Source organism: Pseudomonas sp. E102 (genome assembly GCF_052660185.1).
Genome location: NZ_CP084025.1, coordinates 4,680,432 through 4,702,356, shown reverse-complemented (window position 1 = coordinate 4,702,356; position 21,925 = coordinate 4,680,432). Strand labels below are relative to the sequence as shown.

Annotated in this window: 22 protein-coding genes; 5 read left to right on the top strand and 17 right to left on the bottom strand. The window is 61.2% G+C overall.

The genetic code is table 11. The annotated features are described in order from the left end of the window. Positions 1-79: 79 nt before the first annotated feature. From DOCECA_RS21285 to DOCECA_RS21275, 3 genes are all read right to left on the bottom strand, one after another. Complete coding sequence (locus DOCECA_RS21285) at positions 80-1,051, bottom strand: thymidylate synthase (protein WP_434675719.1); 972 nt, start codon at positions 1,049-1,051, stop codon at positions 80-82. Positions 1,052-1,100: 49 nt separating this feature from the next. Beyond that, a complete protein-coding gene (gene lgt, locus DOCECA_RS21280) occupies positions 1,101-1,910 on the bottom strand; it encodes a prolipoprotein diacylglyceryl transferase (protein ID WP_420766468.1) in 810 nt (269 codons plus the stop codon). 68 nt (positions 1,911-1,978) lie between these two features. Beyond that, positions 1,979-2,761 (bottom strand): sulfite exporter TauE/SafE family protein, encoded by a 783-nt coding sequence (locus tag DOCECA_RS21275; protein WP_434564166.1) that lies wholly within the window; start codon positions 2,759-2,761, stop codon positions 1,979-1,981. 304 nt (positions 2,762-3,065) lie between these two features. Between DOCECA_RS21275 and DOCECA_RS21270 the strand changes: the two genes are divergently transcribed. Then, a complete protein-coding gene (locus DOCECA_RS21270) occupies positions 3,066-3,812 on the top strand; it encodes an NRDE family protein (protein WP_445571031.1) in 747 nt (248 codons plus the stop codon). Positions 3,813-3,934: 122 nt separating this feature from the next. On the opposite strand, the gene ptsP is transcribed toward DOCECA_RS21270, so the two are convergent. Beyond that, positions 3,935-6,214 (bottom strand): phosphoenolpyruvate--protein phosphotransferase, encoded by a 2,280-nt coding sequence (ptsP, locus tag DOCECA_RS21265; RefSeq protein ID WP_420766466.1) that lies wholly within the window; start codon positions 6,212-6,214, stop codon positions 3,935-3,937. Positions 6,215-6,236: 22 nt separating this feature from the next. Further along, a complete protein-coding gene (locus DOCECA_RS21260; protein WP_003186867.1) occupies positions 6,237-6,716 on the bottom strand; it encodes an RNA pyrophosphohydrolase in 480 nt (159 codons plus the stop codon). A gap of 143 nt (positions 6,717-6,859) precedes the next feature. Between DOCECA_RS21260 and DOCECA_RS21255 the strand changes: the two genes are divergently transcribed. Next, the gene (locus tag DOCECA_RS21255; protein ID WP_420766465.1) at positions 6,860-7,516 is read left to right on the top strand and encodes a histidinol-phosphatase; all 657 of its coding nucleotides are present in this window, start codon (positions 6,860-6,862) and stop codon (positions 7,514-7,516) included. Positions 7,517-7,554: 38 nt separating this feature from the next. Here the strand turns inward: DOCECA_RS21255 and DOCECA_RS21250 are convergent, their stop codons facing one another. From DOCECA_RS21250 to ilvA, 4 genes are read right to left on the bottom strand one after another with little or no spacing between them, the layout of a single operon-like run. Continuing rightward, a complete protein-coding gene (locus tag DOCECA_RS21250) occupies positions 7,555-8,022 on the bottom strand; it encodes a DUF2269 family protein (protein WP_420766464.1) in 468 nt (155 codons plus the stop codon). Continuing rightward, positions 8,019-9,275, bottom strand: a complete 1,257-nt coding sequence (locus tag DOCECA_RS21245; protein WP_445571030.1) for an SDR family oxidoreductase — start codon at positions 9,273-9,275, stop codon at positions 8,019-8,021. The genes DOCECA_RS21250 and DOCECA_RS21245 overlap by 4 nt, the downstream gene beginning before the upstream one ends. A 15-nt stretch (positions 9,276-9,290) precedes the next feature. Beyond that, entirely contained in the window at positions 9,291-9,704 is a 414-nt protein-coding gene (locus DOCECA_RS21240) for a DUF2269 family protein (RefSeq protein ID WP_445571029.1), read from the bottom strand. A 37-nt stretch (positions 9,705-9,741) separates the two neighbouring features. Further along, positions 9,742-11,256 carry a threonine ammonia-lyase, biosynthetic gene (gene ilvA / locus DOCECA_RS21235; RefSeq protein WP_445571028.1) on the bottom strand — a complete coding sequence of 505 codons (1,515 nt, stop codon included), beginning with the start codon at positions 11,254-11,256 and terminating at the stop codon, positions 9,742-9,744. Between the two features lie 252 nt (positions 11,257-11,508). On the opposite strand from ilvA, the gene rpiA reads away from it, so the two are divergent. After that, positions 11,509-12,183: a ribose-5-phosphate isomerase RpiA gene (gene rpiA / locus DOCECA_RS21230; protein ID WP_181290264.1), complete on the top strand. Its 675-nt coding sequence runs from the start codon at positions 11,509-11,511 to the stop codon at positions 12,181-12,183. Positions 12,184-12,236: 53 nt separating this feature from the next. Here rpiA and DOCECA_RS21225 read toward each other — a convergent pair whose 3' ends face one another. The 4 genes from DOCECA_RS21225 to DOCECA_RS21210 form a co-directional block, all read right to left on the bottom strand. Beyond that, a complete protein-coding gene (locus DOCECA_RS21225) occupies positions 12,237-13,151 on the bottom strand; it encodes an SdiA-regulated domain-containing protein (protein WP_434701415.1) in 915 nt (304 codons plus the stop codon). Between the two features lie 120 nt (positions 13,152-13,271). Continuing rightward, complete coding sequence (locus tag DOCECA_RS21220) at positions 13,272-14,198, bottom strand: SdiA-regulated domain-containing protein (protein WP_434561246.1); 927 nt, start codon at positions 14,196-14,198, stop codon at positions 13,272-13,274. Between the two features lie 231 nt (positions 14,199-14,429). After that, entirely contained in the window at positions 14,430-15,095 is a 666-nt protein-coding gene (locus DOCECA_RS21215; RefSeq protein ID WP_420766458.1) for a fumarylacetoacetate hydrolase family protein, read from the bottom strand. Positions 15,096-15,137: 42 nt separating this feature from the next. Further along, positions 15,138-16,532: an FAD-binding oxidoreductase gene (locus tag DOCECA_RS21210; RefSeq protein WP_445571027.1), complete on the bottom strand. Its 1,395-nt coding sequence runs from the start codon at positions 16,530-16,532 to the stop codon at positions 15,138-15,140. Between the two features lie 204 nt (positions 16,533-16,736). Here DOCECA_RS21210 and serA point away from each other — a divergent pair, with 204 nt between their 5' ends. Beyond that, entirely contained in the window at positions 16,737-17,966 is a 1,230-nt protein-coding gene (serA, locus tag DOCECA_RS21205; protein WP_039592617.1) for a phosphoglycerate dehydrogenase, read from the top strand. A gap of 194 nt (positions 17,967-18,160) precedes the next feature. Here the strand turns inward: serA and DOCECA_RS21200 are convergent, their stop codons facing one another. Next, complete coding sequence (locus DOCECA_RS21200) at positions 18,161-18,586, bottom strand: DUF4399 domain-containing protein (protein ID WP_420766456.1); 426 nt, start codon at positions 18,584-18,586, stop codon at positions 18,161-18,163. 131 nt (positions 18,587-18,717) lie between these two features. Between DOCECA_RS21200 and DOCECA_RS21195 the strand changes: the two genes are divergently transcribed. After that, positions 18,718-19,284 carry a transporter substrate-binding domain-containing protein gene (locus DOCECA_RS21195; RefSeq protein ID WP_434701420.1) on the top strand — a complete coding sequence of 189 codons (567 nt, stop codon included), beginning with the start codon at positions 18,718-18,720 and terminating at the stop codon, positions 19,282-19,284. A gap of 185 nt (positions 19,285-19,469) precedes the next feature. On the opposite strand, the gene DOCECA_RS21190 is transcribed toward DOCECA_RS21195, so the two are convergent. The 3 genes from DOCECA_RS21190 to DOCECA_RS21180 form a co-directional block, all read right to left on the bottom strand. Further along, on the bottom strand, positions 19,470-20,096 hold the full coding sequence (locus DOCECA_RS21190) for a class I SAM-dependent methyltransferase (protein WP_434561240.1): 627 nt from the start codon (positions 20,094-20,096) through the stop codon (positions 19,470-19,472). A 69-nt stretch (positions 20,097-20,165) separates the two neighbouring features. Continuing rightward, positions 20,166-20,810, bottom strand: coding sequence for a methionine ABC transporter permease (locus DOCECA_RS21185; protein ID WP_434561238.1), 645 nt, complete (start codon positions 20,808-20,810; stop codon positions 20,166-20,168). After that, positions 20,800-21,924, bottom strand: a complete 1,125-nt coding sequence (locus tag DOCECA_RS21180; RefSeq protein WP_445571026.1) for a methionine ABC transporter ATP-binding protein — start codon at positions 21,922-21,924, stop codon at positions 20,800-20,802. Before DOCECA_RS21180 ends, DOCECA_RS21185 begins: the two co-directional genes overlap by 11 nt. Between the last annotated feature and the right edge of the window lies 1 nt (position 21,925).

The window sequence follows — 21,925 nt, the reverse complement described above, 5'->3', positions numbered from 1 at the left end:
GGTGGATCAGTCACATAAGTATTGAATGTGAGGACGCTATCGCGAGCAGGCTCGCTCCCACAGGGAAGGGTGCTGTTTTTTAGACCGCCATCGGCGCGGTCATCGGCGCATGGTGCTGGTAGCCTTCCAGGGAAAAATCGCTCGGCTCCACCTGTTCCAGCCACTCCGGCTGGTACACGCCGGTCTTGGCAAATTCCGGTACACGCTCGGAAATCACCAGCTTGGGCATCGGGAACGGCTCGCGGGTGAGCTGTTCGTTGAGCATGTCCAGGTGGTTTTCATAGACGTGGGCATCGCCGATGAAATAGGTGAACCAGCGCGGCATGTAGCCAGTCAGGCGACCGATCAGGCTCAGCAGCGCGGCGCCCTCGGTGAGGTTGAATGGCGTGCCCAGGCCCAGGTCGTTGGAGCGGATGTAGAGGGTCAGGGAGATTTCCTTCGTCTCGACATTCGGGTGGAACTGGTAGAGCAAATGGCACGGCGGCAATGCCATTTCATCGAGCTGGGCGCAGTTCCAGCCGTGGAACAGGATGCGCCGGCTGCCCGGGTCCTTGATGATGGTGTCGACGCACTGGCGAACCTGGTCGATGGCTTTGTACAGCACCACGTAGGCTTGGCCGTTTTCTTCGCCCTCGGCGATCTGGCGGTAACCCTGGACGAGCGTCTGCTCGATGGCCGCCGGGTTGCTCAGGGGGATCTGTTTGTACGCCGGCCATTTGCGCCATTGCACGCCGTAGATCTCGCCCAGGTCGTCTTCGCCCTGGCGGAATGGGTTGGCCAGCCATTGGGCGTTTTCGTTGGCGTTCTGGTCCCAGACCTTGCAGCCCAGGGCGCGGAACTCGGCGGCGTTGTTCACGCCACGGAGGAAACCGCACATCTCGCCGATGGCCGACTTGAAGGCCATCTTGCGGGTGGTGATGGCGGGAAAGCCTTCCTTCAGGTCATAGCGCAGCATGGCGCCGGGGAAGCTGATGGTGTTCACGCCGGTGCGGTTGGCTTGCTTGGTGCCGTTCTTGATGACGTGGGCCACCAGATCGAGATATTGCTTCATGGATTACCTGTGTCCTTGAACCCGAGGCCGTGCCCCGGGGTTCGAATTTTTAAACCTTGGCCACTGCAGCCGGCGCGCGACGATAGGCCAGCCAGATCAGCGCCAGACCGCCAATGATCATCGGCAGGCACAGCACCTGGCCCATGGTCAGCCAGTTCCACGCCAGATAGCCGAGCTGGGCGTCCGGGACGCGGACGAACTCGACGATGAAGCGAAAGATGCCATAGAACAGCGCGAACATGCCCGACACCGCCATGGTCGGTCGCGGCTTGCGCGAAAACAGCCAGAGAATCAGGAAGAGTGCCACGCCTTCGAGGGCGAATTGATAGAGCTGCGACGGGTGGCGCGGCAACTGCGACGGGTCACTGAACGGTGGGAAAATCATCGCCCACGGTACGTCGGTCGGCTTGCCCCACAGCTCGGCATTGATGAAGTTGCCGATGCGCCCGGCCCCCAGACCGATCGGCACCATCGGCGCGACGAAGTCCATCAGCTCGAAAAACGATTTGTTGTTGCGCTTGCCAAACCACAGCGCCGCCAGCATCACGCCGATGAACCCACCGTGGAATGACATGCCGCCCTTCCAGACTTCGAATATCAACGTCGGGTTGGCCAGATAGGCGCTCAGGTCGTAGAACAGGACGTAGCCCAGGCGTCCGCCGACGATCACCCCCATGGACAACCAGAACACCAGGTCGGAGAGCTTTTCCTTGTTCCAGGTCGGGTCGAAGCGGTTGAGCCGCCGCGACGCCAGCAGCCAGGCGCCACCGATACCGATCAGGTACATCAGGCCGTACCAGTGGATTTTCAGTGGACCGATGGCCAGGGCCACCGGATCGATCTGCGGGTAAGGCAGCATGGGCATTCCTCATGAACGTCAAAAATTCCCGGGCGACGCTGCCACCTCGGGATTAAGCCAGGATTGTGTCAGAGCAGGAAACTCAAGCCCACGCTGAACAGCAAGGCGGCGAACAGCCGCTTGAGCAAGCGCGGCGACAAACGGTGGGCCAACCTCGCGCCGACGCGAGCGAAGACCATGCTCGTCAGGGCGATGCCCAGCAGCGCCGGCAAATACACAAAACCGAGACTATGGGGTGGCAACAGTGGATCCTGCCACCCCAGAATCATGAAACTTAACGCACTGACCAGGGCGATGGGCAATCCACAGGCCGAAGAAGTCGCCACCGCTTGTTGCATCGGTACGCTGCGCCAGGTCAGGAACGGTACGGTCAGCGAACCGCCACCGATGCCAAAAATCGCCGAGGCCCAGCCGACCACCGTGCCGGCCAGGGACAAGCCAACCTTGCCCGGTACCGTGCGGCTGGCCTTTGGCTTGAAATCCCAGGCCAGTTGCGCGGCGACGAGCATGGCGAACACACCAATGATTTTTTGCAGGTGCGGACCGGAAATCGCTTCGGCGGTAATCGCGCCGAAACCGGCACCGATCAGGATCCCGACGGTCATCCAGGTAAAGATCTGCCAGCGTACGGCCCCTTTTCGATGATGCTCGCGCACGGCATTCACCGAAGTGAAGATGATCGACGCCAGGGAAGTGCCCACGGCCAGGTGCGTCAATACCTGGGGATCGAACCCCTGCAGGGTAAAACTGAACACCAACACCGGGACGATGATCATGCCGCCCCCCACGCCGAACAGCCCGGCCAGCACCCCGGCACAGGCGCCGAGCAGCAGATAGAGCACAAATTCCACCAGCGTTGCCTCGACCATCGCAAATAAGAGCGGCATGGTAACGGATCGAGGGCATCCGGCTCCACTGAAGGCGATGGATGCGTCAGTGATGTATGGGTAGAGTGACCCATAGCTGACTTGCGCAGAATCTCTGTGGCGAGGGGATTTATCCCCGCTGGGCTGCGAAGCGGCCCCACAACGGTCAACTCAATCAGCCTGGCACACCGAGATGTCAGGCTTTTAGGGCTGCTTCGCAGCCCAGCGGGGATAAATCCCCTCGCCACAAAAACGCTGCTCGGTTTTATTCCTATAACAGGACAACCTGATGTGCCTGATCGTATTTGCCTGGCGCCCTGGCCACGCCCAGCCGCTGATCGTCGCGGCCAACCGCGACGAGTTCTACGCGCGACCGACCTTGCCCCTGGCCCAGTGGCCCGACGCGCCCCATGTCCATGCCGGTCGTGATCTGGAGGCTGGCGGCACGTGGCTTGGCGTAGGTGCCGGCGCTCGCTTCGCGGCCCTGACCAACATCCGCGACCCCGGTCAGCTACCAACATTCAAGTCTCGCGGCGAGCTGGTGGCGCGGTTCCTGATCGGGGATCTGTCGATCGCTGATTATCTAAACGATGTGGTGCCGCGTGCCGTCGAGTACGGCGGCTTCAACCTGCTGCTTGGCGACGGCACGCAGCTGTGGCACTACAACGCACGCGATGCCCGACCTCAGCAGTTGGTTGAAGGGGTCTATGGCTTGTCGAACGCTGGGCTGAACACGCCTTGGCCCAAGTTGCTCAAGGCCCGGGCTGCGTTGAGTGAGGTATTGCATGACCCGCACCCCCAGGCCTTGCTGGCGCTGTTGAGCGATCCGCAACCGACCCCAGTGGCCGAGTTGCCGGACACTGGTGTGGGGCTGGCGACGGAAATGCTGCTGTCGAGTGTCTTTATCGCCAGCCCGGCCTACGGGACGCGGGCGAGCACGGCGCTGATCGTCCATGCCGATGGAACGCGGCAGATGGTCGAGCGCAGTTTCGGGCCCCATGGGGGGCATTTGGGGGAGGTGGAGCTAATCGTTTGAATGCAGCAAGGAACCCGTGGCGAGGGAGCTTGCTCCCGCTGGTGGGCGAAGCCCGCCCAATAAAAGCGGGGGCTACTTCGTAGCCCAGCGGGAGCAAGCTCCCTCGCCACAGGTGCTCTTGCTCAGAGCGTCTTGCTCGAAGCCGGATTGATCATCCGCGCCAACCCAAGGTTCTTCAGCGCCAACTGCAAGGAGCTGTGGATCACCTGCGGATTGTCGATGGTCATCAGCTCCGCCAGCAGTTCCTGGGCCTTGCTGAGGTTGATCTGGCGCAGCATCCACTTCACTTTCGGCAGGTTGGTGGCGTTCATCGACAGGCTGTCGAAGCCCATCGCCATCAGCAGCACCGCCGCCGCCGGGTCGCCGGCCATTTCGCCGCAGATGCTCACTGGCTTGCCTTCTGCATGGGCATCACGGACCACTGTCTGCAGGGCCTGCAGCACCGCCGGGTGCAGGTAGTCGTACAGGTCGGCCACCCGAGGGTTGTTGCGGTCCACGGCCAGCAAATACTGGGTCAGGTCGTTGGAGCCTACCGACAGGAAGTCCACCTGCCGCGCCAGTTCCTTGGTCTGGTACACCGCCGCCGGAATTTCGATCATTACCCCGACGGGTGGCATCGGCACGTCGGTGCCTTCATCGCGCACTTCGCCCCAGGCCCGGTGAATCAGGTGCAGCGCTTCTTCCAGCTCATGGGTGCCGGAAATCATCGGCAACAGGATGCGCAGGTTGTTCAGGCCTTCGCTGGCCTTGAGCATCGCGCGCGCCTGGACCAGGAAGATTTCCGGGTGGTCGAGCGTCACGCGAATGCCGCGCCAGCCGAGGAAGGGGTTGTCTTCCTTGATCGGGAAATAGGACAGGGATTTGTCGCCGCCAATGTCCAGGCTGCGCATGGTCACCGGCTGCGGATGGAACGCCGACAGTTGCTCGCGGTAGATCGCCAGCTGTTCCTTTTCGCTGGGGAAGCGCTGGTTGATCATGAACGGCACTTCGGTGCGGTACAGGCCCACGCCCTCGGCGCCACGTTTCTGCGCCCGGGCGACATCGGCCAGCAGGCCGGTATTGACCCACAGCGGCATGCGGTGGCCGTCGAGCGTCACGCACGGCAGATCCTTCAGCGCATCGAGTCCCAGGGACAGTTGCTTTTCTTCTTCCACCACGTCGGCGAACTGCTTGCGCAGCACGTCGCTGGGGTTGGTGTAGACCTCGCCGTGGTAGCCGTCGACGATCATCTGGATGCCGTCGACTTTGGAGTACGGCAGGTCCACCACGCCCATGACCGTCGGAATGCCCATCGCCCGGGCCAGGATCGCCACGTGGGAGTTGCCCGAACCGAGCACCGAGACCAGGCCCGCCAGCTTGCCCTCCGGCACTTCGCCGAGCATCGCCGGGGTCAACTCCTCGCTCACCAGGATGGTGTTGTCGGGATAGACCAGGGTCTGCTGGCGCTCTTGCTGCAAATAAGCCAGCAGCCGGCGACCCAGGTCCTTGACGTCGGAGGCGCGTTCGCGCAGGTAGGCGTCGTCCATCAACTCGAAACGATTGACGTGGTCGGTCACCACCTGGCGCAACGCGCCCTGGGCCCATTGGCCGGTCTTGATGACCGTGGTGACTTCGCTGCCCAGGGACGCATCGTCAAGCATCATCAGGTAAACGTCGAACAGCGCGCGCTCTTCGGGGCGCAACTGCGTCGCCAGCTTGGCCGAAAGGGCACGCATGTCGGCCCGCACGCCTTCGATGGCGGTCTTGAACAACCCGAGCTCGGCGTCGATGTCGGCGATGGCCTTGTCAGGCACCACATCGAGGTCGGCGGGCGGCAACATGACCACTGCGGTGCCCACCGCCGCGCCCGGGGAACCTGGCACGCCGACGAACTTGGCTTCCTGGATGCCCTTGCCCTGGCGGCCAAGGCCGCTGATCGAACCGGTGGCCTCGGCATGGGCGATAACCCCGGCCAGTTGCGCGCTCATGGTGACGAGGAAGGCTTCTTCACCCTCATCGAACTGGCGGCGCTCTTTCTGCTGGATGACCAACACGCCGACGACGCGGCGGTGGTGAATGATCGGCGCGCCGAGGAAAGAGGCATAGCGCTCTTCACCCGTTTCCGCGAAGTAGCGGTAGCGCGGGTGGTCCGCGGCGTTTTCAAGGTTCAGGGGTTCTTCCCGCGTGCCGACCAGGCCGACCAGGCCTTCATTGGGCGCCATGCTGACCTTGCCGATGGAGCGCTTGTTCAAGCCCTCGGTGGCCATGAGCACAAAACGGTTGGTCTCGGGGTCAAGCAGGTAGACCGAGCAGACTTGGCTGCCCATGGCCTCTTTGACGCGCAATACAATAATGCCCAACGCCGCCTTGAGATCCTTGGCGGCGTTAACTTCCTGGACGATCTTGCGCAGCGTATTGAGCATGGCTCGGGGTCGAACTCCGTCGTCAGTCGCGCGTCAGCAGGCGCGGGGCAAGCTCTTTGAGAGCGCGTCGATACACCTCGCGCTTGAATGTCACCACCTGGCCCAACGGATACCAATAACTGACCCAGCGCCAGCCATCGAACTCCGGTTTACCGGTCAAATCCATCCGCACCCGCTGCTCATTGGAGATCAGGCGCAGGAGAAACCATTTCTGCTTCTGGCCGATGCACAGTGGTTGGCTGTGCGTCCTGACCAGGCGTTGCGGCAAACGATAGCGCAACCAGCCTCGGGTGCAGGCGAGTATTTCGACATCTTCGCGCTCCAGCCCGACTTCTTCATTCAACTCACGGTACAAAGCTTCTTCCGGCGTCTCCTGGGGGTTGATCCCACCCTGGGGAAACTGCCAGGCGTCTTGATTGATACGGCGTGCCCATAGCACCTGCCCAGCATCATTCGTAAGAATGATCCCCACATTGGGACGGAAACCATCGGGATCGATCACGGCAACAACCTCGCAAACGCATGTCGCCGCATTGTTCCACAAAGGTTGTGAAAGCAGCAACGAGACTGCCGAGCTTATGTGCACTCTTGTGAAAAGTACGTATTCTGGGCGCCTTTCTTCAGATATTTCAGCGAGTAACTGCAATGCGGCTGGCTTTATTCGACTTGGACAACACGCTGCTGGGCGGTGACAGCGATCACGCCTGGGGCGATTACCTGTGCGAACGCGGCTTCCTCGATGCCGTGAGCTACAAGGCACGCAACGATGAGTTCTACCAGGACTACCTGGCGGGTAAGCTCGACAACGCCGCGTACCTGAATTTTTGCCTGGAAATCCTGGGTCGTACCGAGATGGAAGTGCTGGCACAGTGGCACCTCGATTACATGCGCGACTGCATCGAACCTATCGTATTGCCCCAAGCGATCGCGCTGTTGAAGAAACACCGTGACGCCGGCGACAAACTGGTGATCATCACCGCCACCAATCGCTTCGTCACCGCGCCGATCGCCGAGCGACTCGGAGTAGAAACCCTGATCGCCACCGAATGCGAGATGATCGATGGCCGTTACAGTGGCCGCAGCACCGACATTCCCTGCTTTCGCGAGGGCAAGGTGACCCGGTTGAACCGTTGGCTGGAAGAGACTGGGTATTGCCTCGACGATAGCTACTTTTATAGCGATTCGATGAACGACCTGCCGCTGCTGGAAGCGGTGACGCATCCGGTGGCGGTCGACCCGGACCCGAACCTTCGGGCCGAGGCCCAGAAGCGTGGTTGGCCGGTCATCAGTCTGCGCGACTGATCTCACTGCCGCCCGCCGGGCAAACACCTGCGGGCCGCTTACGCGGGCTTGGCTACCATCAGGTAGAAAATCGCCATGAATGCCAGGAACGCCGGCCAGCCCAGCGCAAACCACCAGCGCATGTAGGTGGCGGCCTTGATTGGCATGGGTGTGCCGTCCCGCAAGGCTTGCTCGGCCATCTTGTGTACGCGGATCTGCAACCAGACCACTGGCAGCCAGCAGGCGCCCGCCAGGCAATAAAGGCCGATGCTCCACACCAACCAGCTCTGTTGCAATTGCCAGCCGGCGATGTGCATCAGGGCCAGTCCGCTCAGTGGCTGAAATACGGCGGTGGTGGCGGTGAATGCCCAATCGGCGAAAACCAGATGCTTGAAGGTGACGGCGATGACTTCAACCTTGCCGCTGCGCCAGGCCCGGAGCGCGTAGTAGGCAGACCCCGCGCCCAGGCCGAACAGGATGGTAGAAGACAGGATGTGCAGGGTCTTCAACAGCAGGTAGATGCTCATCGGCGGGGCTCAGTCCAAAGCAACCATAACGTCGCGACTACCAATACCAGATTCTTGGCGACAGCCGCAAAAGGGTCGAACCAATAGTGCGGCAGGATAAAGCTGATGCATAGCGTATAGCCGAGCATCAGACCCAACTGCAGCCGCAATGCCTGTTGGCGCCAGCGTTTGAACAGCATGCCCACGCCCAGCGCGCCATCAAGCAGCGCGCCGCTGACGACCGCAAGCTTGGCCCAGGCGCCGTACACGCCGGCTTCGGCCATGATGCGCAGGCCCCAGTCGAAGCCTGGGCCGAGGCACACCACGGCGGTTCCCAACCAGATGAGTGCGAGCACCGCCAGCATCAACGGGCGGATCGCCCGAAGGCTGCTCTGGGCGACGGCGGGCCACCCCTGCAAGCGGGTCTGTACGGGGGCGGCGTGATATCCGCAGATTGACGCGAGCACCTCGGGGTCGGCCAGGTTGTCCCGTTGTGCCAGGGCCACGCTTTGCCGGTTCAACGCTCGCCAGCCAAACCGGTCCCCCATCCGGCTGCCCACTTCGGTCAACAGCGCAGGCGCCTTGATGTAGCGTGCCGGCGCCCAGCCCTGCGCGGCTCGCAGATGATCGATGAGCCGGGCCAGCGTCATCGGCTCGGGTCCCACCAGCGGCACCACCACCGACTCGGTTGGCCATTGCCGCAGCAGGGCGAGCACCGCGCCCGTCAGGTCATCGATGTGCACGGGTTGGATGCGCGCCGTCAGATCCAGCAAGGGAATCAGTGGCCACGGTGAAAGGCCCTCCATCCAGCCACTGCTCGCGCCGCCTGGCCCCACCACCAACGAAGGCCGCAGCACAACCGATGGGATGTGGAGGCTGGACAGATATTCGTCAGCCCGTCCCTTGCTTGCCAGGAACGGCACGTCGGATTGAGCGCTCGCGCCCAGTGCGGAAATCTGCAAGATGCGAACGCCACGGCGTGCGGCCTGCTCGAACAACGCGCACGCGCCACGATCCTGGACCAGACTCAGCGCCTGGGCATCCACGCTGAGCAAGCCGGCCGCGTTGATCAGCAAATCAACGTCCGTAGGGAGGGCGAAATGTGCCGGGTCGGCCGACAATACGCCGAGATCCAGCTGCCGCCATTCAACCCCAGGCGAACTCGGCGGCCCGGGTTCACGACGGGTCGCGATGATCGAGTGGCCGGCGCCGTGCAGCGCCCTCAGCAGGTGGCGTCCGATAAAGCCGCTGCCTCCCACCAGTAGGATTTTCATGACGTTCCTTGTCGGTTAGATCGGTTTGGCACCCATCAATGCGGCGATGGACAGGAAGCCGACGCCACCGATGATCGCCAATGCCAGGGTAAACCTGCCGCCGCCACCGTTGCCCATGCGCAGGCGGTTGAGCCGTGCCAGCAGCCAGAAAACGCAAAGCGCCGCCACGGTGTAGATCACGCTGGAACCCAGCAGCCAGATTTGCCCCAGCGGCCAGCCCACCAGATGAACCAGCCACCAGCCGGTAAACGGCATGCTCAGCATGCAGACCAGCATCGTGCCCCACGCCAGCAGCCAAGGGCGCCGCAGCGTGCAGCTTGGTGCCTCGCTGCGTTTGCGCCAGGCCACAACGGCTAGGCTTGCAGCGCAAGCCAGAAGCAAGACCGTGGCCGCGACGTGCAGGATTTTCAAGGTCAGCAGAGTTTCCATGGGGTTTCCTTAGGCTGTTGTCCTTCAGCGTAGCCCTTCAGCCGAGAAACAGCTGATAGGCCGGGTTATCGCTTTCATCCCAGTACGGATAGCCGATTTCCTCCAGGGCGGCCGGCACCAGGTGGCGCTCATCGTGAGGCACTTGCAGCCCGGCGACCACGCGGCCATCCGCCGCACCATGGTTTCGGTAGTGGAACATCGAGATGTTCCAGCGCCCGCCCAGTTTATTGAGGAAGTTGAACAGCGCCCCCGGGCGTTCCGGGAATTCGAAACGCAGGACCACTTCGTCGATGACGTGAGCGGCATGGCCGCCGACCATGTGGCGAATGTGCAACTTGGCCAGTTCATTGTCGGTCAGGTCCAGCACCGGGAAGCCTTGCTCGGTCAGGCTGGCAATCAGCTTGCTGCGCGGGTCGTTTTCCGGATGCGTCTGCACGCCTACGAAGATGTGCGCTTCGCTGCCGGTGTTGTAGCGGTAGTTGAATTCGGTGATCTGGCGTTTGCCGATGGCCTCGCAAAACGCCTTGAAGCTGCCCGGCTTCTCGGGGATGGTCACGGCGATGATCGCCTCGCGGCCCTCGCCCAGTTCGGCGCGCTCGGCCACGTGGCGCAGGCGGTCGAAGTTGACGTTGGCGCCGGAATCGATGGCCACCAGCGTCTGGCCGCTGATGCTGCGTGTCTCGACATACTTCTTGATGCCGGCAACGCCCAAGGCGCCGGCAGGTTCAGTGATCGAGCGGGTACCGTCGTAGATATCCTTGATCGCTGCGCAGATCTCGTCGGTGCTGACGGTGATGACTTCATCCACGTAGTGCTTGCAGATATCGAAGGTGTGCTGGCCGATCTGTGCCACTGCCACGCCATCGGCGAACAGGCCCACGGTTGGCAGGACCACGCGTTCGCCAGCAGCCATGGCCGCTTGCAGGCAGTTCGAATCGTCCGGTTCGACGCCGATGATCTTGATCTCGGGGCGCAGGTATTTCACGTAGGCCGCGATGCCTGCGATCAGCCCGCCACCGCCCACCGGGACGAATATCGCGTCCAGGCGCCCCGGGTGCTGGCGCAGGATTTCCATCGCCACGGTGCCCTGCCCGGCAATGGTGTGAGGATCGTCATAGGGATGAATGTAGACGTAGCCTTTTTCGTCGACCAGTTTCAACGAATAGGCCAGGGCCTCGGGGAACGAGTCGCCATGCAACACCACTTTGCCGCCCCGGGAGCGCACGCCCTCGACTTTGATTTCCGGCGTGGTCTTGGGCATGACGATGGTGGCCTTGACCCCCAACACCTTGGCGGCCAGCGCCAGGCCCTGGGCATGGTTGCCCGCCGAGGCCGTGACAACGCCACGGGCGCGCTCTTCGTCGGTGAGCTGGGTCAGCTTGTTGTAGGCCCCGCGAATCTTGAACGAGAACACCGGTTGCAAGTCTTCACGCTTGAGCCAGACCTCGTTGCCCAGCCGTTCGGAGAGCTGGCGGGCGGTCTGCAGCGGGGTTTCTACGGCAACGTCGTAAACGCGCGAGGTGAGGATCTTTTTGACGTACTGTTCAAGCATCGGAAAGCATCACTGAGCGGGTTGGGCAGGGCCAAGGAGTCTAACCCGGCTTTTGGCCGGGCGACCACACGAATTAAGGCACTTTGAGCGCAGGAACCCCCGTGGCGAGGGAGCTTGCTCCCGTTGGGTCGCGCAGCGGCCCCAGAAAAAGCGATGAGCGCTTCGCACTCAAGCGCGAGCTTGCTCCCTCGCCACGGTTTCTACGCCTATAATGCCGGCCTTTCGTTCTCTCTCGGCACCTTCGGAGCCCGCATGACCCAGGATCAACTCAAACAGGCCGTGGCCCAGGCCGCTGTCGACCTCATCCTCCCGAAACTGGATGACAAGAGCATCGTCGGGGTCGGCACCGGCTCTACCGCCAATTGCTTCATCGACGCCTTGGCGCAGCACAAAGGCGCGTTCGACGGCGCGGTCGCCAGCTCCGAAGCCACCGCCGCGCGCCTCAAGGGCCACGGGATCCCAGTGTACGAGCTCAACACCGTGAGCGACCTGGAGTTCTACATCGACGGCGCCGACGAAAGCGACGCGCACTTGAACCTGATCAAGGGCGGCGGTGCGGCCCTGACTCGCGAGAAGATCGTTGCGGCCGTCGCCAAGACGTTCATCTGCATCGCCGATGCCAGCAAACTGGTCCCGGTGCTCGGCGCGTTCCCGCTGCCGGTGGAAGTCATCCCGATGGCCCGCAGCCACGTTGCCCGGCAATTGGTGAAGCTGGGCGGCGATCCGGTGTATCGCGAAGGCGTGCTGACCGATAACGGCAACATCATCCTTGACGTGCATAACCTGCAGATCACCAATCCGGTTGAACTGGAAAGCCAGATCAACGCCATCGTTGGCGTAGTCACCAACGGCTTGTTCGCCGCTCGCCCGGCGGATGTGCTGTTGTTGGGGACTGCTGATGGCGTGAAGACCCTGCGGGCGGAATAATCCGGGCTGATTCAACACCAAACCCTGTGGGTGCGAGCTGGGTCAGGAGTGGTTCAAGGCTGCGGCTTCTTGAACACATAGAACAGATTCGGCTCGCTCACCACATACAGATTGCCATCGTCATCCATGGCCAAGCCTTCCGGTTGGGGAATGGTTTTCTCCAGTCCGTGGCGGCCCTTGCTCAACGACAGCGTGCTTAACGGCCGACCGTCGATATCCAACTCGATAATCAACCGCGACTCATCGGACAGCGCCAGCAGATGGCCGCTGCGTTCGTCGTATTGCAGGCTGGAGAGATCGCGCACGAACAGTCCTGCATCGCGCTTGGGGTTGTTGATTACGTGGACAGCGTAGGATTTTTCCGGATTGTGGTGGGGAAATCCGTGTACTTCATAAATCAGCATCGGGTCGCGTTCCTTGGCGACGAACAGCCGCTTGCCGATGGAGTCATAGGCCAGCCCTTCGAAACCCTTGTTGCCGCTCATGTGCACGCCTAGTGTCATTTGCTCGGCATCGGCCGCGTCCAGGAAGCGGGTGTCTTCTTCCAGGTGGATCTTGATCAGGCGCTGCTGACGTTCGTCGGTAATGACGTAGATGTTCTCGCTGATGAATTCCACCGCTTCCGGGTCGCCAAAGCCGACCAGGGCGATGCGTCGCAGAATCTTGCCTTCCAGTGACAGCTCGATCAGCTCGGCATTCTTGTTGGTGACGGTGAAGAGGCTTTTGCGGATCGGATCGAACGTCAGCGCGGAAACGTCGTCGTCCAGGCCTTCGATGACTTGGGCTTGTACCGTGACCTGGTATTGGTCCAGCGCAATGGCTTGCTCGCCAAGGGTGTGCCAGAGCGTATTGAAATTGAACCAGGCGCGCTCGAACAGACGCAGGTATTGCCCGGCTGCGATTAATCCAATCAGGGTAATCGACAGCAACAGCAGGATCAGGGGTCTTGGACGGGCAAGTCGGCGCATCGGGAGTGGGCTCGGATAAGAACAGGTGGTTGGAAATACCACGACTGCCTGAACTGAAGCTTAATGGCCGTCTGCCACGCCCTACAACGAAGGAAGAATTTCCCTACAGAGTTTTCGCAATCAGCGTTGTTTTTCGAAACGATAGAACAGGTTCGGCTCGCTGACCATATATAGGTTGCCCGCTTCATCGACGGTGACGCCTTCGGCGCGGGGAACCGTATCTTTCAGCCCGTTAAAGCCTCCCAGCAGCGTCATGAAGCTGACCTGTTCGCCTTCTGCATCCAGTTCCAGCAATAGATGGGAGTCGGCTGACAGCAACAGCATATGTCCCGTACGGGGATCGATCGCCAGGGCGGACAGGTTGCGCAGGTCCAGTTCATCGCTGACATGGATCTGCTTGTCGCCCTTGAGCAATTGGCTGCCGTCACTTTTCCATGTGAACAAGGCTGGCGGGCGCTCTTCGCCCAGCACCAGTTGTTGATTGCGCGGATCCCAGACGATCGCCTCGAACCCTTTGTTCTGGTTCTGTGACGCGCCAAGGTCGTATTGGGGAAAGTCCTTGCTGTTCAGCGTTTGGGTATTCGCATCGACCTGGACGATCGACAGGGTGTGGTTTCGCTCATCGGTAATGGCCAGCAGGCCATTTTCCATATAGGTCACGCCTTCGGGATTGTTCCAGCCCACCAATGGCATCTTGCGCAGCACGTCGCCTTGCAGGGTCAGCTCCGCCAGGAACGGATTCTTGCCCATGACCGCGAACAGCGTCTTGGTCTGCGGGTTGTAGGTGACGTCGGAAGCCTCGTCCTTTTCCATGCCAGGCAGGGGCTTGGCGTCGATCACGGCGCGATAGTCGGGCAACCAGATGCTTTCCTGGCGTTGGGCCGGGCTTTCGAAGCGTTCCGCCACCCAGAGCCGGCCCCGGTCATCCCAATGCATCGCGAACGCCAGGCCATAGGCAGCGATTGCGGCCAGCAGCAGCCAGGCATACCAGGGCAAGCCGAAGCGAGCACGGCGGACGGAGGTGGGCAGGGTTTGGGTCTTGGCCATCGGGGATGCGTTCCAGGAATTCGCGCGAGGGATCGGCAGGCTCAGATGCCGCAATCCCCGGAATTATCCGGATGGCATGTGAAAAAAACGGTAAATGCTGGACAAGGCTGCTCAAGAACCCGGTGGGAGCGAGCTTGCTCGCGATAGCGGACGGTCAGCCAACCTAACTGTTGGATGTGATGACCTCATCGCGAGCAAGCATGCTCCCACAGGAAATTGGAGGCGTGGCCGTTAGCGAACGCTGCTTTCGAAGCGGCTCGCCCCAGGCAGTTCCAGCACCAGTTCATCGCCAATGTTCAGCGGCCCGACGCCCGCCGGGGTGCCCGTGAGAATGACGTCTCCGGCCTGAAGCGAGAAGCAGCCGGCCATGTACTGGATCATCGGCACGATGGGGTTGAGCATCAGGCTGCTGTTGCCGTCCTGGCGGACTTCGCCGTTGATGGTCAGGCGAACGGGAATATCGGTCAGGTCGGCAAACGTGGCGTTCGAGACAAAGGGAGCGATCACTGCCGCGCCGTCGAAGGACTTGGCGACTTCCCATGGCAACCCCTTGGCCTTGAGTTCGGCCTGCTTGTCCCGCAGGGTCAGGTCCAGGGCCGGGGCGAAGCCGGAAATGGCGTCCAGTACTTCTTCAACGCTGGGCTTGGTGGACAGTGGCTTGCCGATCAGCACGGCGATTTCCGCTTCGTAGTGCACCGAGCCGCGGTCGGCGGGAATGCTGAAGCCGCCTTCCAACGGCACCACGCAGCTGCCTGGCTTGATGAACAGCAGCGGTTCGGTGGGCACCGGGTTATCCAGTTCCTTGGCGTGTTCGGCATAGTTGCGGCCGATGCACACTACTTTGCCCACCGGGAAATGAATACGCGTACCGTCGACATACTGGTGCTGATAGCTCATTACCGACTCCTGCCTTGAGATTTCATCAAGTGTTGTTATAGATCAAACCGCGAAAATCTTGCCTGGGTTCATGATGCCGTTCGGGTCGAACACCGACTTCACGGCTTTCATGTATTCGATTTCAACCGCAGAGCGACTGTACGTGAGGTAGTCGCGTTTGGTCATGCCCACGCCGTGTTCGGCGGAGATTGAACCGTTGTACTTCTCGACGGTTTCAAAGACCCATTTGTTCACCGTCGCGCATTTAGCGAAGAACTCATCCTTGCTCAGGTTTTCCGGCTTGAGGATGTTCAGGTGCAGGTTGCCGTCGCCGATGTGGCCGAACCAAACTATTTCAAAGTCTGGGTAGTGTTCGCCGACAATCGTGTCGATTTCGCGCAAGAAGCCCGGGACTTTGGAGACGGTTACCGAAATATCGTTTTTGTACGGCGTCCAGTGGGAAATGGTCTCGGAGATGTACTCGCGCAGCTTCCACAGGTTTTGCAGTTGGGTTTCGCTCTGGCTCATTACGCCGTCCAGTACCCAGCCTTGTTCGACGCAGTGCTCGAAAGTCTCCAGGGCGTGGTTGGCGACTTCTTCGGTGGTGGCTTCGAATTCCAACAGGGCGTAGAACGGGCAGCCGGTTTCGAACGGGGCCGGGACGTCGCCGCGGTCGAGGACCTTGGCCAGGGCCTTGTCGGAGAAAAATTCAAAGGCGGTCAGGTCCAGCTTGCCTTGGAATGCGTGCAGTACCGGCATGATCGAGTCGAAGTCCGGCGTGCCGAGCACCATGGCGGTGAGGTTTTTCGGCGCGCGGTCCAGGCGCATGGTGGCTTCGACCACGAAACCAAGGGTGCCCTCGGCGCCGATGAACAACTGCCGCAAGTCATAGCCGGTGGCGTTCTTGATCAGGTCCTTGTTCAGTTCCAGCACGTCGCCCTTGCCCGTCACGACCTTCATGCCCGCCACCCAGTTGCGGGTCATGCCGTAGCGGATGACCTTGATCCCGCCGGCATTGGTGCCGATATTGCCGCCAATCTGGCTCGAACCTGCCGAAGCGAAGTCCACCGGATAGTAGAGCCCATGTTCTTCAGCCTTGTTCTGCAACTGTTCGGTGACCACGCCCGGCTGGCATACGGCGGTGCGGTCGGTCAGGTTCACATCGAGGATCTGGTTCATGTAGTCGAATGACACGACCACCTCGCCATTCGCCGCGACGGCGGCGGCGGAGAGGCCGGTACGCCCGCCCGATGGCACCAACGCGACTTTGTGCGCGTTGGCCCAGCGCACAATGGCCTGGACTTGTTCGGTGGTCTTTGGAAACACAATGGCGGTCGGTGCGGGCGCGTAATGCTTGGTCCAATCCTTGCCGTAAGCATTCAGGGAGTCGGCATCGGTCAAAACTTTGCCAGGCTCAACCAGGGTCTTCAGCTCATCTATCACGGCAGGATTGGTCATCGACAGAACTCTCGAACAATTCATGGTCATCCTGAGAACGCTTCACGTCGCAGGAATGGGTGTTTGCGGGGGGCATATGCTAGCATACCGACCCCGCAGCGTAGTGCCCAACGGCTGTTCTGCGGCGACGGCTGTCATGCCGGTCGGGCCAGCATGCGCTGTCCGATTCCCTGCCATTTTTCTCCGGGACACAGGTTTACGCAGATGAGCAAGACTTCTCTCGATAAGAGCAAGATCAAGTTCCTTCTTCTCGAAGGCGTCCACCAATCGGCTGTCGACGTCCTCAAGTCGGCGGGCTACACCAGCATCGAGTACATCACCAGTTCTCTGCCGGAAGCCCAGCTCAAGGAAAAGATCGCCGATGCTCACTTCATCGGTATTCGCTCCCGTACGCAACTGACTGAAGAGATCTTCGACCACGCCAAGAAACTGGTGGCGGTCGGCTGCTTCTGCATCGGCACCAACCAGGTGGACCTCAACGCGGCTCGCGAACGCGGTATCGCGGTGTTCAATGCGCCGTATTCCAACACCCGTTCCGTTGCCGAACTGGTGCTGGCCGAGGCGATCCTGCTGTTGCGCGGCATCCCCGAGAAGAACGCTTCCTGCCACCGTGGCGGCTGGATCAAGAGCGCGGCCAATTCCTTCGAGATCCGCGGCAAGAAGCTGGGTATCGTCGGCTACGGCTCGATCGGTACTCAATTGTCGGTACTGGCTGAAGGCCTTGGCATGCAGGTGTTTTTCTACGACACCGTGACCAAGCTGCCGTTGGGCAACGCGACCCAGGTCAACGACTTGCACGAATTGCTGGGCATGTCCGACATCGTCACCCTGCACGTGCCGGAAACCCCGGCCACCCAGTGGATGATCGGTGAAAAGGAAATCCGCGCCATCAAGAAAGGCGGGATCCTGATCAACGCCGCTCGCGGCACCGTGGTCAAGCTCGACGCACTGGCCGAAGCGATCAAGGACAAGCACCTGATCGGCGCGGCGATCGATGTGTTCCCGGTGGAGCCTCGCTCCAACGATGACATCTTCGAAAGCCCGCTGCGTGGCCTGGACAACGTGATCCTGACCCCGCACATCGGCGGTTCCACCGCTGAAGCCCAGGCCAACATCGGTCTGGAAGTGGCTGAAAAACTGGTCAAGTACAGCGACAACGGTACCTCGGTATCGTCGGTGAACTTCCCGGAAGTGGCTTTGCCGGCCCACCCTGGCAAGCACCGCCTGCTGCACATCCACGAAAACATTCCGGGTGTGATGAGCGAGATCAACAAAGTCTTCGCGGAAAACGGCATCAACATTTCCGGTCAGTTCCTGCAGACCAACGAGAAAGTCGGCTACGTCGTGATCGACGTCGATGCCGAATACTCGGACCTGGCCCAAGAGAAGTTGCAGCACATCAACGGCACCATTCGTTGCCGCGTGCTGTTCTAAGCGGGCCTGGCTTGCAATGAAAACGGGAGCTCCGAAGGGGCTCCCGTTTTTTCTGTCCGACACAATGGAACCCTGTGGGAGCGAGCCTGCTAGCAAAAGCTGTCTGTCAGGCGCATTTACGTTGACTGATATGCCGCCTTCGCGAGCAGGCTCGCTCTCACAGTGGATACTGCATTTATCTTCTAAGTGCTGTGTTACTCGACGTTCACCGTGATCTTTTCGGACACGATCGACGGGTCGAACGGCATATGGCCGCTGTCGCCCAGGATCAATTGCAAGGTGTGTTTGCCCGGCGCCAGTTTGATCGTGGCTTCGGTTTGCGCCTTGCCAAAATGCATGTGGTGGGGGTCGGTCGGAATCGGCGTGCCCTCGGCAGGCAGATCATCGACATCGATCAGCAGGTGGTGATGGCCGGTGTTCTTGGTCACGTCGCCCGCCGGGGCAAGTGCAATATTCTTGACGCCGAACTTGACCTTGAACTCTTGGCTGACGGTGGCACCGTCTTCAGGAGAAACGATGAATACTTCTGCACCTTTGGGCGCCGGGGTTGCCGCTGTCGCCAGCATCGAAGTTCCGAGCAACAAACCGGCCAACGCCGCACGTGACATAAAACTTTTCATTTTTTACTCCAGTTTTCCCATAAATCCGTCGGGTCATGACAACTTCATGACTAATCGTTGTCGAAGCCTGCAACAACCATAGCAAAGCGAGCCTGAAACGAGCGTCGCTTGTATAAATACTAGGAGTGACCATGCGTTTCCTGCCTGGCCTGATCTGCCTGCTACCTCTGTTGAGCCCTCTGGCCCATGCGGAACTGATCGACGACGTCAACGACCGTGGCGAGTTGCGAATCGCCCTCGAGGCCAACACCGCGCCGTTCAATTTCAAGGAGGACGGCAAGCTCACCGGTTTCGAAGTGGAGCTGGGCGAAATGCTCGCGGGCGAGCTCGATGTACGCCCTGATTTTGTCGTCACCGATGCGGCGGATCTGTTGTCCGGCGTGGAAAGCGGCAAGTACGACGTCGCCATCAACCACATAGCAATGACCCCGGAGTTGGCGGAACGTTTCGATACCAGCGCTACTTATAGCCAACCGGATGCGCAATTGCTGGCAAGCAAGGATGAGGCGCAACGTCCTCTGGTCCTGGCGCAGTCTTTCCAGCCGGAAGAGAAAAAAAGCCCGGCGCCGAGCCTGGTGATTCCGTTCCAGAAGGGCAATCCTGCGTTCAAGGCGAGCCTGGACAACGCCTTGGGGCGGATCAAGGACGATGGACGGCTGGAGCGGTTGTCGCAGAAGTGGTTGCTCAAGCAAGGGTGAATTTGTGGTCAAACGCAATCGTTGTGGCGAGGGAGCTTGCTCCCGCTCGGCGGCGCAGCCGTCGTAGCGCGGTTGACGCGGTCTGTCGGGAAACCAGATTGACCGGGTTGGGGCCGCTTCGCGGCCCAGCGGGAGCAAGCTCCCTCGCCACAAGAGCTAGGCACAACCTCGTTACAGAGCCGCTTTCAAATCTTGCGCCATACACTCGCCAACCAAGGCTGCTGTTCTCGCGGCAGCCCCGCCGGCCGGTAGTAATGCTCCAGCTCCACAAAACCCGCCTGCGTGAGCGACACGCGCCAGGCCGCGAGGTCGTGATACGCGCCAAAGCGTTGGCCGTTCCAGCCTTCCTGGTTTTCGCCCCGGGGGTTTGAGCTGAACAGCACGCCGCCGGGCTTGAGCGTGGCGTGCAATTGCTTGAGCACGCGCGGCAGCTCCTGCACAGGGATGTGGAACAGGACGGCGTTGGCGAAGATCCCGTCGAAACGCTCCGCCGGCAGATCGAGTTGCAGGAAATCCTGTTGCCACACCTCGCATCCGCTGTCCTGGCGGGCCATGCGCGCGAATTCGCTCGAACCGTCGAGGCCCACCGCGACATGGCCCATGGCCGTGAAGGTGCGAAGATCACGCCCAGGGCCGCAGCCGAAATCGAGGATATGGAACGGCGCCTGGCCTTGGATGTGTCGCAGCAGGGCGTCGATGTTCTGGCTGACGTCATGATCGCGGGTGCCTTCGCGAAAACTCTCCGCCACGGCGTTGTAATGGCCAAGGGTCGTGGCGGTGATGGACTGCAGATCGTCGGCGGTGTGTTTCATGGTCGCTGGCTTTGGATTGGGAGTGTTTGATGACTATACCGCAAGCTCGCTCCCACAATGTTTCGCCTCTCAGCGCTTGTTCAGCCCCCGCGCCAACCGATCCCCGCCCAATTGAATCATCGCCACCAATGCCACCAGCAACACGATCACCGTGAGCATGATCTGGCTGTCGAAACGCTGGTAACCGTAGCGGTAGGCAATGTCGCCCAGGCCTCCGGCACCGATCGCCCCGGCCATGGCCGATGAGTTGATCATGGTCACCAGCGTGATGGTAAAGCCGCCGACGATGCCGGGCAGCGCTTCGGGTAGCAGCACATGCCAGACGATGTGCCAGCGCCGGCAACCCATGGCCTGGGCCGCTTCGATCAGGCCATGGTCAACTTCCCGCAAGCTGACTTCGGCGATACGCGCAAAAAACGGCGTGGCGGCAATCGTCAGCGGCACCACCGCGGCCCATACGCCATAGGTGGTGCCGACAATCAATCGGGTGAACGGAATCAGCGCCACCATGAGGATCAGGAAGGGGATCGAGCGGAACAAATTCACAAACCCGCCCAGGGCCTTGTTCAAGGCGGGCGCCTCATAGATGCCGCCCTTGCCGCTTGTGACCAGAATCACCGCCAGCGGAATGCCCGCCAGCAACGCGATCAGCGACGACACGCCAACCATGAGGAACGTGTCGATGAAGCCCTGCAGCAATCGGTCAAACCACATAACCCAACACCTCCACCCGTTGTGCCCAGTTGCCCGCACGTTGACGCAGTTCATCAGCGCCCCATGACGACCCGCTCACCGCCAGCAGCAACTGCCCCAGCCCGTGGCCTTGAATTCTTTCCAGGCCGCCGTGCAGCAGCCGTACCCGTCCACCCAGGGCACTGAACAGGGCCGCGAGGTCTGGTTCGTCGCCGCTGTGCCCCGTGAATTGCAGGCGCAGTACAGTGGCTGCGTCCGCGGAGGTCGGGTGGGGTTGCAAGCGGCTTTGCAGTTCCTCGGGCAGTGCGTGCTGCAACGGCGCCAGGAGCGTGCGGCTGACGGCATGCTGCGGGTTGCCGAAGACTTCCCAGACCGGCCCTTGTTCGACGATCCGTCCTTGTTCGAGCACCACCACCCGGTCGCAGACTTCGCGGATGACCGCCATTTCATGGGTAATCAGCACGATGGTCAGGCCCAGCCGCTGGTTGATCTCACGCAGCAAACCGAGGATCGATTGAGTCGTTTCCGGATCGAGCGCCGAGGTGGCCTCGTCGCACAACAGGATCTGCGGGTCATGGACCAGCGCCCGGGCAATCCCGACACGCTGCTTCTGACCGCCCGAGAGCTGCGCCGGATAGGCGCCGTGCTTACCTTGCAGGCCGACCAGTTCCAACAATTCGCGAACCTTGTGCAGACGTTGTTCCTTGGGCACGCCGGCAACCTTGAGCGGCAGCTCGACGTTCTGCCACACCGTCTTGGCCGACATCAGGTTGAAGTGCTGGAAGATCATGCCGATGCGCCGGCGCAGCTCCACGAGACGATCTTCATCGAACTCGCCGATGTCCACCTGATCGATCAGCACCCGTCCGCTGGTGGGTTGTTCGAGGCGGTTGATGGTGCGGATCAGCGAGGACTTGCCCGCGCCACTGCGGCCGATGATGCCAAAGACCTCGCCGCGCTGGATCGCCAGGTCGATGCCTTGCAGCGCGGCCACCGGGCCCTGGGTGCCAGGGTAGGTCTTGCCGAGGCCGATGAAGCGCACATGGGCACGGTTCAGTTCTGGATGCAGCTCGGTCTGGTCGGCGACGTGGGGCGCTGGGGCTTCATGGCGGAGTCGAGCGTTGACGGCACTCATG

Excerpts from the sequence above, each read along its gene's own strand:
- DOCECA_RS21285 (WP_434675719.1), bottom strand. The coding sequence starts at position 1,051 with ATGAAGCAATATCTCGATCTGGTGGCCCACGTCATCAAGAACGGCACC.
- lgt (WP_420766468.1), bottom strand. The coding sequence starts at position 1,910 with ATGCTGCCTTACCCGCAGATCGATCCGGTGGCCCTGGCCATCGGTCCA.
- DOCECA_RS21270 (WP_445571031.1), top strand. The coding sequence starts at position 3,066 with ATGTGCCTGATCGTATTTGCCTGGCGCCCTGGCCACGCCCAGCCGCTG.
- ptsP (WP_420766466.1), bottom strand. The coding sequence starts at position 6,214 with ATGCTCAATACGCTGCGCAAGATCGTCCAGGAAGTTAACGCCGCCAAG.
- DOCECA_RS21255 (WP_420766465.1), top strand. The coding sequence starts at position 6,860 with ATGCGGCTGGCTTTATTCGACTTGGACAACACGCTGCTGGGCGGTGAC.
- DOCECA_RS21250 (WP_420766464.1), bottom strand. The coding sequence starts at position 8,022 with ATGAGCATCTACCTGCTGTTGAAGACCCTGCACATCCTGTCTTCTACC.
- DOCECA_RS21245 (WP_445571030.1), bottom strand. The coding sequence starts at position 9,275 with ATGAAAATCCTACTGGTGGGAGGCAGCGGCTTTATCGGACGCCACCTG.
- DOCECA_RS21240 (WP_445571029.1), bottom strand. The coding sequence starts at position 9,704 with ATGGAAACTCTGCTGACCTTGAAAATCCTGCACGTCGCGGCCACGGTC.
- ilvA (WP_445571028.1), bottom strand. The coding sequence starts at position 11,256 with ATGCTTGAACAGTACGTCAAAAAGATCCTCACCTCGCGCGTTTACGAC.
- rpiA (WP_181290264.1), top strand. The coding sequence starts at position 11,509 with ATGACCCAGGATCAACTCAAACAGGCCGTGGCCCAGGCCGCTGTCGAC.
- DOCECA_RS21225 (WP_434701415.1), bottom strand. The coding sequence starts at position 13,151 with ATGCGCCGACTTGCCCGTCCAAGACCCCTGATCCTGCTGTTGCTGTCG.
- DOCECA_RS21220 (WP_434561246.1), bottom strand. The coding sequence starts at position 14,198 with ATGGCCAAGACCCAAACCCTGCCCACCTCCGTCCGCCGTGCTCGCTTC.
- DOCECA_RS21215 (WP_420766458.1), bottom strand. The coding sequence starts at position 15,095 with ATGAGCTATCAGCACCAGTATGTCGACGGTACGCGTATTCATTTCCCG.
- DOCECA_RS21210 (WP_445571027.1), bottom strand. The coding sequence starts at position 16,532 with ATGACCAATCCTGCCGTGATAGATGAGCTGAAGACCCTGGTTGAGCCT.
- serA (WP_039592617.1), top strand. The coding sequence starts at position 16,737 with ATGAGCAAGACTTCTCTCGATAAGAGCAAGATCAAGTTCCTTCTTCTC.
- DOCECA_RS21200 (WP_420766456.1), bottom strand. The coding sequence starts at position 18,586 with ATGAAAAGTTTTATGTCACGTGCGGCGTTGGCCGGTTTGTTGCTCGGA.
- DOCECA_RS21195 (WP_434701420.1), top strand. The coding sequence starts at position 18,718 with ATGCGTTTCCTGCCTGGCCTGATCTGCCTGCTACCTCTGTTGAGCCCT.
- DOCECA_RS21190 (WP_434561240.1), bottom strand. The coding sequence starts at position 20,096 with ATGAAACACACCGCCGACGATCTGCAGTCCATCACCGCCACGACCCTT.
- DOCECA_RS21185 (WP_434561238.1), bottom strand. The coding sequence starts at position 20,810 with ATGTGGTTTGACCGATTGCTGCAGGGCTTCATCGACACGTTCCTCATG.
- DOCECA_RS21180 (WP_445571026.1), bottom strand. The coding sequence starts at position 21,924 with ATGAGTGCCGTCAACGCTCGACTCCGCCATGAAGCCCCAGCGCCCCAC.